Origin of the sequence: Catenulispora acidiphila DSM 44928 (assembly GCF_000024025.1) — a bacterium.
Classification (GTDB): Bacteria; Actinomycetota; Actinomycetes; order Streptomycetales; family Catenulisporaceae; genus Catenulispora; species Catenulispora acidiphila.
The window spans coordinates 9,884,351-9,895,822 of sequence record NC_013131.1; the positions used below are offsets into that span (position 1 = coordinate 9,884,351).

9 protein-coding genes are annotated in these 11,472 nt (G+C 71.5%); 8 read left to right on the plus strand and 1 reads right to left on the minus strand.

The features are described 5' to 3' along the window. Window positions 1-35 precede the first annotated feature (35 nt). Entirely contained in the window at window positions 36-4,046 is a 4,011-nt protein-coding gene (locus CACI_RS42105) for a type VII secretion protein EccC (RefSeq protein WP_015797068.1), read from the minus strand. A gap of 155 nt (window positions 4,047-4,201) precedes the next feature. Here CACI_RS42105 and eccD point away from each other — a divergent pair, with 155 nt between their 5' ends. The 8 genes from eccD (at window position 4,202) to CACI_RS46905 (ending at window position 11,471) form a co-directional block, all read left to right on the plus strand. After that, window positions 4,202-5,671, plus strand: a complete 1,470-nt coding sequence (gene eccD, locus CACI_RS42110) for a type VII secretion integral membrane protein EccD (protein ID WP_015797069.1) — start codon at window positions 4,202-4,204, stop codon at window positions 5,669-5,671. A gap of 1 nt (window position 5,672) precedes the next feature. Then, the gene (eccB, locus tag CACI_RS42115) at window positions 5,673-7,205 is read left to right on the plus strand and encodes a type VII secretion protein EccB (protein ID WP_015797070.1); all 1,533 of its coding nucleotides are present in this window, start codon (window positions 5,673-5,675) and stop codon (window positions 7,203-7,205) included. 269 nt (window positions 7,206-7,474) lie between these two features. Beyond that, window positions 7,475-7,807: a WXG100 family type VII secretion target gene (locus CACI_RS42120; RefSeq protein ID WP_015797071.1), complete on the plus strand. Its 333-nt coding sequence runs from the start codon at window positions 7,475-7,477 to the stop codon at window positions 7,805-7,807. 70 nt (window positions 7,808-7,877) lie between these two features. Further along, the gene (locus CACI_RS42125; protein ID WP_015797072.1) at window positions 7,878-8,180 is read left to right on the plus strand and encodes a WXG100 family type VII secretion target; all 303 of its coding nucleotides are present in this window, start codon (window positions 7,878-7,880) and stop codon (window positions 8,178-8,180) included. Between the two features lie 37 nt (window positions 8,181-8,217). Further along, entirely contained in the window at window positions 8,218-8,715 is a 498-nt protein-coding gene (locus tag CACI_RS42130; protein ID WP_015797073.1) for a hypothetical protein, read from the plus strand. Further along, a complete protein-coding gene (locus CACI_RS42135; RefSeq protein ID WP_015797074.1) occupies window positions 8,712-10,571 on the plus strand; it encodes a hypothetical protein in 1,860 nt (619 codons plus the stop codon). Before CACI_RS42130 ends, CACI_RS42135 begins: the two co-directional genes overlap by 4 nt. A 157-nt stretch (window positions 10,572-10,728) precedes the next feature. Further along, entirely contained in the window at window positions 10,729-11,184 is a 456-nt protein-coding gene (locus tag CACI_RS42140; protein ID WP_015797075.1) for a YbaB/EbfC family nucleoid-associated protein, read from the plus strand. After that, a complete protein-coding gene (locus CACI_RS46905) occupies window positions 11,181-11,471 on the plus strand; it encodes a hypothetical protein (protein WP_015797076.1) in 291 nt (96 codons plus the stop codon). The genes CACI_RS42140 and CACI_RS46905 overlap by 4 nt, the downstream gene beginning before the upstream one ends. Window position 11,472: the final 1 nt, after the last annotated feature.

Consider the following 11,472-nt stretch of genomic DNA (forward strand, 5'->3'; position numbering starts at 1 on the left):
GACCCGGCGGAAAGAAGAGCGCCGCAGCCCCGCCCTCACCCCGCCGGCGGCCGCCATGGCGTCTGCACCAACAGGTTCGCCCGATTCCGCCGGACCAGAATCCCGCGCCCCGGCGGCTGCGCCGTCGCCGTCACCGCGCCGATCAGCGGGCCGTCCTCGCGTCCGCCCGAGAGCAGCAGTCCCGGTGTCGCCAGCTCCCGCAGGGCGCGGATCACCGGGTCGGTCATCGTCCGGGCCGCGCCTGAGGACGTCCGCGCGAGGATCAGGTGCAGCCCGATGTCACGGCTGTGCGGCAGCAGTTCGACCAGGGGCAGCATCGGGTTCGCCGCCGAGGACGCCACCAGGTCGTAGTCGTCCACCACGATGTACAGATCCGCGCCGCTCCACCAGCTCCGCTCGCGCAGCTGCGCCGGCGAGACCTCCGGGCCCGGGAGCCGTCCGCGCAGTACCTGCGCCAGGTCCCGGATCGTGGTCTCGGCGACCGTCGGCGAGCCGGCGTAGGCGATCAGGTGCGGCTCGCCGATGGCCTCCAGCATCGCGCGCCGGTAGTCGACCATGACGATCCGCGCCCGCTCCGCCTCGTACTCGCGCACCAGCGAGTCCGCCATGTGCCGCAGCACCGAGGACTTCCCCGACGTGCTCTCGCCGAACACGATGAAGTGCGGATCCACCCCGAAGTCCACCGCGACCGGCGCGAGGTCGTCCTCACCGAGTCCGATCGCGACCCCGGGCGTATCAGAGTCGTGCGAATGTCCGGCGAGCAGTGCCTCGGGCGTGAGCTCGCGCGGAAGCAGCCGCACGCCGGGCGCCGACTCCCCCGGCCACGCCTGCTTCGACGCCTGCACCAGCGCCCGCAGCGCGTCCCCGCCGCCCTCGTCGTCCGTGCGGCCGTCGATCCGCGGCATCGCGGCCAGGAAGTGCAGCCGGTCCGAGGTGACGCCGCGCCCCGGCATCGCCGCCGGCACGTCCGCCGCGACGTGCCGCGACATCTCCGACTCGAACGGCTCCCCGAGCCGCAGCTCCAGCCGCGTCGCCAAGCTCTCCTTCAGCGCCTGCCGGATGTCGGCCCACCGGTTGGTCGCCACCACCACGTGCACCCCGTACGCCAACCCGCGCGCCGCGAGCCGCGTGATGGTCTGCTCCAAAGCCTCGTACTCCTGCCGCAGCTGGCTCCAGCCGTCCACGACCAGGAACACGTCCCCGAACCCGTCGGCGACCGCGGAACCCTCCCGCACCGCCCGCCGGTACGCCGCCATCGAGTCGATCCCGTGCAGCGAGAACGCCGCCTCCCGCCCCTCCACCAGCGCCGTGACCTCGGCGACCGTCCGCCGGACCGCCTCCGGCCGCAGCCGCGACGCCACGCTGCCGACGTGCGGCAACCCCTCCAAGGCGCCAAGCGCCCCGCCGAAGTCCAGGCAGTAGAACTGCACCTCCGCCGGCGTGTGAGTCAGCGCCATGGAGCAAATCAGGGTCCGGATAAGCGTGCTCTTGCCACTCAGCGGCGCACCGACGATCGCCACATGCCCGCCGGCTCCGGACAGGTCGACGACCAACGGATCGCGACGCTGCTCGAACGGCCGGTCCTCGACGCCCACCGGCGCGCACAACGTGCCCCGCCACGGCGAATCCAGCGCCAGCAACCCGTGCTCGGGGTCCTCGACAGCCTGACCGACCAACTCGCCCAACGTCACCGGCACGTCCAACGGCGGCAGCCACACCCGGTGCGCCGGCCGACCGTGCCCCTGGATCCGGTCGAGCAAGACGTCGAACATCCGAGGCGCCCGCGCGTCGCCCGAACCCGACCCCGACCCCGACCCCGACCCCGAAGCCTCCGCCACAGCAGGCGAGGGCGCCGGAGCCGGAACCGGCGCGACCGGATCGATCCACGCCGTCCCGAACGGCACGATCCGCGACTCCCGCACGGCCTCCCGCATCACCGACCCGACCCGCCGCTGATGCGCACCGGACACATACGCCGCCTTGAACCGCGTCAGCGTCGCCACATCAGACTTCACAAACCCGTGCCCCGGCTCCCCGGGCAGCTCGTAGGCATCGGTCACCCCGATGACCATCCGGCTCTCCATCGCCGAGAACGTGCGCAGGCAGATGCGGTACGAAAGGTGCGTCTCCAACCCGCGCAGCTTGCCCTCCTCAAGCCGCTGCGAAGCCAGCAACAGATGCACGCCGAGGCTCCGCCCCAGCCGCCCGATCATCACGAACAGCTCGGCGAACTCCGGCCGCGTCGACAACAGCTCGCTGAACTCGTCGACGACCACCAGCAGCGTCGGCAGCGGCTCCAGCGGCGCGCCCTGCGCCCGAGACCTCTCGTAGTCGTAGACAGAGGTGAAATTTCCCGCTGACCGCAACAGTTCCTGCCGCCGCACCAGCTCCCCGCGGAGTGCGTCCTCCATGCGCGCCACGAGCGGCAGTTCCTCGGAGAGGTTCGTGATCAGCGCCGAGGTGTGCGCCAGACGCTCCAACCCCAGGAAGGTCGCCCCGCCCTTGAAGTCGACGAGCACGAAGTTCAACGTCTCGGAGGAGTGCATCACCGCCAGCCCGAGGACCAGCGTGCGCAGCAGCTCGCTCTTCCCGGAGCCGGTCGCCCCGATGATCAGCCCGTGTGGTCCGACGCCGCCCTGCGCCGACTCCTTGATGTCCAGCTCGACCGGCGTCCCGTCGGCACCGACGCCGATCGGCAGCCGCAGCCGGTCCCGCGCGGTGCGATGCCGCCAGAACTCCTCACAGTCGTAGGACTCCAGGTCGTACAAGCCGAGCAGCGTGGGCAGGTCGCACGTGGCGTCCAACGGCTGCGGCAGCGCCGCGCCACTCCCGATCCGGACGCGCGCCAACACCCGCGCCAAAGCCTCCGCCTGGTCCACCGACAGCTGATCCGGACGCCCGATCGGCTGCACCGCATCGCTGCCGTCCGCGTTGCGCCGCAGCAGCCCGACACCGTTCGCGTCCGCCTGCAACCGCAGCAGGTGCCGGTCACTGTCCCGCGACGTCGAGCCGGTCAGGTCCAGCAGCATGACGCCCGCCGCGTCCCCGATCGCCAGCTGCGTCTCCGGCGGCACCCGGCCGCCGTCGAGCACGATCACCCACTGCGCCGCCTCGGGATGACCGGGACCGCCGGGGCGGAAACGGGGACGGTCGGCCAGGTCCCCGCCCAGCATCTCCTCCAGATCGCCGAGGTCCTCGGCGACCATCCGCACCGGACCCGCGCCGTCGACCAGCGTCGGGTGCTGCGCGTGCGGCAGCCACTTCACCCACGACCACTCGGCGGCGCGCGTCCGCGACGTGCAGACCGCGATGCGCAGATCGGACGGTGCGTGGAACGTCGTCAGCTGACCGAGCAGCGCCCGCGCCAGACCCCGGGTCGCCATCTCCTCGCCGCGCAACGCGATCCGCGCGTACGACCGCAGGGCGACGCCGACCGGAAGCTCCGGAACCTCGGCGTGGGCCCGGATCAGCGACCGCAGCGCGACCGCGCCGATCGGGTCCAAGTCCTCCAGCGGCTTGGTGTCCGGAGCGACCAGCCGCATCGCGAGCCGCTGCGGACCGACGGCGATGCGCACGTTCCCGAAGTCGGCGTCGGTCGCCCTGCGTTCCCACAGACGTGACGACATCGCCAACGACCACAACGCATCCGGGTCCGGGCTGTCCCAGTACGCCGCCTCGCGCTGCCGGGAAGCCGTGGCGCGAATCCGGGCCCTGGCCTGCGAAAGATACCGGAGGTAGTCGCGGCGCTCGCCTTCCAAACGGCGCTTCTTCTCCCCCGACCCCCGGCCCAGCTGCCCGACCATCATGCCCATCGTCGACATGCCGTAGAGCCCGCCGGCGAGGTAGGTCGCCATGCTGCCGCCGGGACCGGCGAACATGAAGACCATCGCGGCGCCGCCGGCCGCCATCGGCAGATACACCAGCATCTGGCCGAAGTTTCCGGCGACCGTCTCGGGCAGCTCGGGCGGCGACTCCAGCAGCAGGTCGCCGCGGGGGCGCTCAGGGCCGCCGCGCCGGGCGGGGCGGTGGAACGGTCGGGTCGTCAAGGTGTTGCCCCCATGGTTCGCCCGGCTGTCCGGGCGTCGCCGCCCTCCTGCCAAGTCAGGAGTCCGCTACTGTACCGAGGCGACGGCAGGTCACAGCCAGTTGTGCACTGCGGCCGTCGCCGGACCCAGACTATTCGCAGGGGGCGAGCTAGGCCATGGAGACCAGCCCGGCGCTGTCCTTTTCCGAGACGTGCCGCATCACGGTGGTCGCACCGCGCATGCGTCTGGACATCGCCGTTCCCGCCGACGTCCCGCTCGCCGCGCTCGTGCCGACGCTGTTGCTGCACACCGGGGAGCAGGCGATCGAAGCCGGGGCGGCGCACGGCGGCTGGGCGTTGCAGCGCCTCGGCGAACCGCCGCTGGACACCAACGGGACGTGCGCCGCGCTCGGCATCCTCGACGGCGACATCGTCTACTTCCGACCCCGCGCCGTCGCCGCGCCGGAAGCGGTCTTCGACGACCCGGTCGACGGCATCGGCACCATCCTGCGGGACCGGACGCGGCGCTGGACGCCGACCGCGACGCGACGCTGTGCCCTGATCTGCACCGCGTTGCTCCCGCAGGTCGTTCTGTACCCCTTGCTCCGGTCGGGACCGAGCTGGACCGGTCCGGCACTCACCGCCGGAATCGTCGCGCTGGCGCTTCTTCTGACCGCCGCCGCGTTGTCCCGAGCGGTCGGCGACAGCGTCGCCGGAGCGTTCATCGGCGTCGCGGCGGTCCCGTTCGCTGCCGTCGCCGGGCTGCTGGCGCCGCTCGGCGATGACGCGCTCGGCAGCGTCGGCGCGGCGCACCTGGCTACGGCAGGCGCGGCGGCTTTCGCGGCGTCGATTCTGGGTGCGTGGTTCGTCGGCGTCGGAGCCGGACCTGGAACCGGCGTCGGCGTCGGAACCGCAGCCGGACCTGGCACACAGCCCGACAAGCCGCCGGCTGGCGCAGCATTGTTGGCACCGGCGATGGCAGCAGCCGCAGTCGCGTTGGCAGCGCTGGCGTCCCTCCGCTGGAATCCCGAGGGCTGCGCTGCCCTGGCAGCCGCACTCATGCTGGCGCTCAGTGTGCTGATACCGCGCATCGCCTACCGCGCGGCAGGACTGCCCCCGACGTTGGTCCCCCTGAACGCCACCGACCTGCGGACGCAAAGCGCCCCGCTGTCCACGGCCTCGCTGACCGGACGCAGCGTCACCGCCGACCGCCTCGTCACCGCGCTCGTCGCCGGTTCGGCGCTGGCCGTCGCGGCGTGCACCGCCTTCGCCCTGCGCTGGCCCGGCTGGACGCCGCCGGTGCTGGCCGCGGTGATCACCGTGCTGCTCGCGTTGCGGGCGCGGCTGTTCGGCGGCGCGGCGCAGCGCTGGTGGCTGATCGGCGCCGCGCTGGCGGTGGCGGTGCCGACCGCCACGGCCGTCGCGGACCGCTGGCGCGGCGGCAGCGTCGGGCTCGGCGTGGTCGTCGGCGTCGTCCTGCTCGCGACCGCGATCGTCGGGCAGATCGCGGTCAGACCCGAGCGCCGGTTCGCGCCGACCCTCGCGCGCTGGGCCGACCTGCTGGAGCTGACCGCCGTCATGGCGACCGTGCCGCTGGCGTTGCTGATGCTCGGCACCTTCGGCTACTTCCGCTCGCTCGGCGGCTGACATGGCGATCCAGAGCCGACGGGACCAGGTCCTCGCCTACCGTTTCCTGCTGCGGCGGCGGCACGCGACCTTGCTCAGCGGCGATCCGGACTCCCCGGAGGCGCCGCTGCGCAAGCTGAGCACGGCCACGTTCGCGAGCATCATGCTCGCGACGCTGATGGCCGCCGGCGCTGGAGTGCTCGGCGCGCTCAGCCCGGGACACAGCGCCTCGTGGCGTGATCCCAATGTGGTCATCGTCGTGAAGGAGACCGGCAGCCGTTTCATCTACGACCCCACTCCGGCGCCGCAGGGATCGCCGCCCGCGCTGCACCAGATCCTGAACTACACCTCGGCGCGGCTGCTGCTGAGCTCGTCGGGGTGGAAGACCGTCTCAGTCTCGGAGAAGTCGCTGGCCGACACGCCCCGCGCGGCCGACATCGGGATCGTCGGCGCACCGGACGATCTGCCGAGCACCGGCAATGTGCGCGGCGGACCTTGGACGGTGTGCTCGCTGCCCGGCGCCAACGCACAGAACCAGCCGGTGACGCTGACCCGCCTGACGATCGGCACGTCCGGCGACCCGACCGACGGCTCCCCCCTCGGCGACCAGGGCCTGGTGGTGCAGGCCGGCGGCGGCTACTGGCTCGTGTGGCACGGCCACCGGTTCCAGATCGGCGACCCCGCCGCACCGCAGAACGGCGACACCCCGGCCCGCGTCCTCACCTTCCTCGGCTGGTCCCCGGGCCAGGCACTGTCGGTGAGCCAGGCATGGCTGGACAGTCTCAGCGCCCTGTCACCCCTGCGCGCCCCGCACCTGGACAACGGCACGCCGCCCGGCACCGTGAGCGTGACCGGCCAGAAGGTGTCCGTCGGCCAGCTGGTCCGCATCCCGGCGCAGAACGGCGTGGCCGAGCGGCTGTTCGTGGTCACGGTCAAGGGCTTCGTGCAGATCGACAACCTGCAGTATCAGCTCCTTGCGACGTCTACCGACCTGAAGCCCATGGACGGCACCCCGCAGGACGTCGGCAACGGCCAGTCCGGCGATGCCTCCACGGTGTCCTCCGGCGACGGCCAGTGGCCGCAGACCCCGCCGCAACTGGTGAATGCCTCGGCAGCAGGCCCGTCCACAGCCTGCGCCACCACGGCCGGCACCGACGGCAGCATGACGGTCTCAGTAGCGCCGGCCACCACCGGCCAACCGACGTGCTACCGCCTCCCCCCGCAGGCACCCTCCGCGACCTACCTCGCGGACTGCATCGCCGTGGCTCCCGGCACAGCAGCCGTGGTCCGCAGCCGCACGAACACCGGCATCGCAGCAGCGGAGTACCTGGTGAGCGGCAACGGCGAATACACCGCCAAGGACTCCCTCGGCCCAGACCCCGCCACCACCCTCAAAGCCCTCGGCTACGCCGCAGTCACCCCGATAGCCGTCCCCCAAACAATGCTCGACCTCCTCCCCGACGGCCCCGCCCTCACCCCCGACGCCGCACGCCAAGCCGTCGTCCCACCGCCACCCGGCCCGGCGCCGACGAGCGCCAGCGGGAGCAAGTCCTGACGTGAGTACGACGCTTCTGGCTTGTTTGATGGCCTCGCAGGGGGCGCAGTTCGCTTGAGCGCCGCATCCTGCATTGGCGGCCGGCGGCTGCTGCCCCCGCAACCGCACAATCCGGACCCATCCGACTCCCGCCCCGCCGAAACCGGTTCCAGCGGCGTCGTCGCACGAATATCAACCCTCTGTACGACGACTCAGACGTCGGATTGCTCGTATCGTGGTGGGGAAATGGAACGGCATTCGCCGGTCTGGTTCGTAATCGAGGAGGCGACATGAGCGACGGTGCGAGCGGCCTGGTCGGAGCGGATCTCCATGGCATGCAATCGGGCCAGACCGCCATCCAGGACGCGATCGACAATCTGCAGAACCTGGCGAGCCGGCTGGACGCGGCGCGGGACGCCACCCACGGGGGTTGGCAGTCGCAGGGCGCGGACCTGATGCGCGAGGTCATGCTGGAGTTCCACAACGAGTACCAGTCGATGGTGCGCGATCTGCAGAACATCCTGCAGAACATGGGCGCCAACCAGAAGAACTACGCGGTCAGCATCGAGAACGAGACCGCCGGGGTGAAGCGTCTGTCGAGTCTGCTCGGCGGGCACAGCTGATATTTCCGCCGGGCCGGGCGACCGGCGTGCGGCGCGGACTTCTTCCATTTCCATCGAAAGGCGGGGAATCGTGGGCAACCCGGACTTCATGAACATCCAGTACGCGACGATCGCGGACTTCGTGACCGAGCTCTCGGCCGTCAACACGGCGGGCCGCCAGCTCATCGAAGACCTGACGAGCACGCTGCAGAGCAACACCGAGCTGTGGAACGGCGTGGCCAAGCTCGGCTACAACGACGTGCACCAGAAGTGGAACGGCCAGTTCGACCGGATGAGCGCGGTCCTGGCCGAGGTGCAGAGCCACGGCAACCAGACCCAGGAGCTCTACCAGCAGATCGAGGCCCAGAACATCGCGCTCTGGGGCGGTCAGTAGGAAGCGGTCGAGACGGAGCCGGAAGTGAGGTGGAAAGGTGACCGGCGGCAGCCCCAACAGTGACATCACCGCGGAATTCGCCGCACTGCAAAGGCTGGCCGGCGGGGGGCCGGGGGCGAGCGCCGGAAGCGGCCTGCCCGCGGTCGTCACATCGCTGGCCTCCCTGCAGAAGGACTGCAGCACGCCGTTGCAGTTCACGAACGGGGTCTCCTTCCCCGACGCCGGCGAGTTCGGGGACTACTACACGTCCGTCCTGGACCAGCTGATCGGTCCGCAGCCGAACGCCGGCATGCAGCTGCTGGTCACGCACGTGACCGCGCTGTCGGACGTCGCGCAGTGGACGACCTCGAACTACCAGAGCGCGGCCGAGCTGGAGCACGCCGGCGCGAGCGTCGTCAACGACCGGCTCAACCAGGTGCTGGCGAACCCGAGCGGGCTGACCGGCGGCACCACGCCGGGGCAGACGACCACCGGCGGGCAGTACCCGCAGGGTCAGAACCCCGCCGGCCAGACCCCGAAGGGAGCGGCGCAGTGAACCAGCGCGCGCCCGACAACGGCGACGTCTACGCCCCCAGCCGGGCGACCCAGGCCGGTCCCTCGTCGGCGAACACCGCGATGACCGTCGCGCAGATCGAGGCGATCTTCCGGCCCAAGGGCAAGTCCGCGCCCATCGACGAGTACATCAACCAGCTGCACACCGTCTCGCAGAGCTGGGGCGTCAACGCCGGCGTCCTGCAGCAGACGGTCAGCGACCCGGCGCAGCCGACCTCGATGGCCGGGCTGATCGGCTCGAACACCGGCGACCTGAAGTGGACCGGAGCCGCGGCCAGCGACTTCGGGACCAAGGCCACCGCGACCGCCGCGTACAGCGACCAGATCGCCAAGGTCATGCCGAAGATCCAGACGGCGCTGTCGGGGCTCGCGGGCAACCTGAGCAAGAGCAAGACCATGTTCGAGCCGGTCTTCGACGCCTGGGGTTCCCCGGGGTCGGGCAGCAAGGCGACCGTCCCGAACGCCTTGGCGACGCTGCTCCAGCTGTCGCTGCCGGCCCAGATCATCATGGGCTACGACTACAAGGATCAGGAGCAGAGCAACTCCTTCTCCTTCGAGCGCGGCGGGGCGACCGTCAACGCCATGATCTACGTCCCGGCGAAGAACATGCACGCCGACCCGGGCAACCCGTACCTGGCGAGCACCTTCGACGTGTACGCGCCGAACAAGGGCGGCTCCGGCGACTACGGATACTCCGGACTGGTCTGGTGCTCGTACGACAAGAAGGACGGCTTCTGCCAGCTCCAGAAGTACGTCCTCTACGACTCCGCCGACGGCAACAACATGGTGACCGACAAGGACGGGACCGCCTTCACCGCGGGATTCCTGCAGCGGAGCTTCCAGCAGCAGTACAAGACGCACCTGCTGGACGTCATGACGGTCACCGGGCAGCACTTCACCACCGCCCGGTCCCAGTTCCCGGCGCTGCCGCAGCCCGACAAGGCGTTGAAGCCGCCGACCAGTGACGGGAAAGGACCGGGCAGCCCCAGCGGCGTCGGTCCGGGCGCGTCCGGACTCGGCGGCGGCGGCAAGATCGGCAGCCCGGGCGCAACGGGACTCAAGACGCCGACGATGCCCAAGACGACGCCCACCGGTCTGACCACCCCGCCGCCGAACACGCCTCCGCCCTACCACCTGCCGACGCCGGTCACGCCGCCCAAGGGCCTGCCGGGCCCGGGCGGCAACGGCAGTGTGCCCGGCGGCAGCGACGGCCAGCTCGGCGGGACGACCGGGATCCAGAACCCTGGGGGCGGTTCGAACGGCGGGTTCCCGACGCCCACCGGGCTCCCCCCGGTCGCCGGCGGCCTGCCCGGCTACACCTCCACCCAGACCGCCGGCTTCACCCCGAACCAGCTGCCGACGCTGACCTCCGGGCTTCCCGGCGGGCTCAACGGCCTCGGCGGATTCGGCGGCGGATCGCCGGCCACCGGACTCACCGGCACGGCCGCCGGACTCGGCGGTCTCGGCGGTCTCGGCGGTCTCGGCGGTCTCGGCGGTCTCGGCGGCGGCGTCGGCGGACTCGGCGCCACATCGGGCGCCCTCGGCGGATTCGGCGGCGGCTCGTCCAACGCCGGTTCGGTGGGCCTCGGCACGACGGCTGCCGGCACCCCGCTGGCCGCCGGTGAAACCGCGGCCGCGCAGGGCGCGCTCGGCGAACAGGCCGCCATGGCCGAAGCCGGCGCCGCCGGGCGCATGCCGATGATGCCGCCGATGGCACCGATGGGGATGAACGGCGGCAACGGGGACCGCAACCGCAAGTCCTGGCTCCCCGAGGAGGAGGACCTGTGGGGTCTGGCCGAGGGTTCGGCCGCACCGCCGGTCATCGGGAGCGAACCATAGGCGAGCCCTGAGCGGGCTCGGAACGACGCGCCAGGCCCGCCCACGGCGAGCCGGCGAGAACCACGCCGACAGCGCGTCCGCCGCCTGCGACGCTCCCTCGGGGCGCGGCAGGCGGCGGCGCCGGGCTCGGCTCCAGTATTGGCGGAAGGCAGGGACCGTGAGCGAGCTACCGAGATTCGCCACCGCGCAGTCCGTGGCACAACTCAAGACCCTGTATTCGCAGCTCCTCGACGAAGCCGACGACCTGAAGGCGCGGGTGAACGACTTCAAGGAACGCAGCGCGGCCGTCGAGGGACGCGCCCGCACCCCCGAGGACGACATCCGGGTGACCGTCGGCCCGCACGGCGACCTGCGCACGCTGGAGATCGACCCGCGCGCCTACCGCAAGCTCGGCCCGACCGAGCTCTCCCAGGAAATCGTCGAACTCTGCGAAAAGGCGCACCGCAATGCCGGCGAACAGGTCGGCGACCTGATGAGATCGGTCCTCGGCCGCGACTTCGACGTCGAGGCGCACCTGCGCGGCGACTCGCAGCCGCCCCGGCCCTCGCGGCTGCCGTCCTCGGCCCTGGATATGGGCGAATGGCTCGACCGGCTCAAGGAGGGAAACCTGTGACCGGCGGAGGATTCACCGTCGTCCCCAGCGAGGTCCAGACCAACGGCGGGGAGTTCGCCGCGGTCGCCGACCAGGTGCGCGCGGTACAGACCACGCTGCTGGCCAAGCTCAACGCCGAGGGCGCGTGCTGGGGCAACGACGAGGCGGGCGCGCAGGTCGCCAAGACCTACGTGGAGCCCGCGATGAAGGCGCTGCAGCAGATGGACGACGTGGACGGCGGCGTGTCGGCGATGGCCGAGGCCACCGCCAGTTGGGGCAAGAGCTACCAGAGCGTCGAGAACGCGTAGG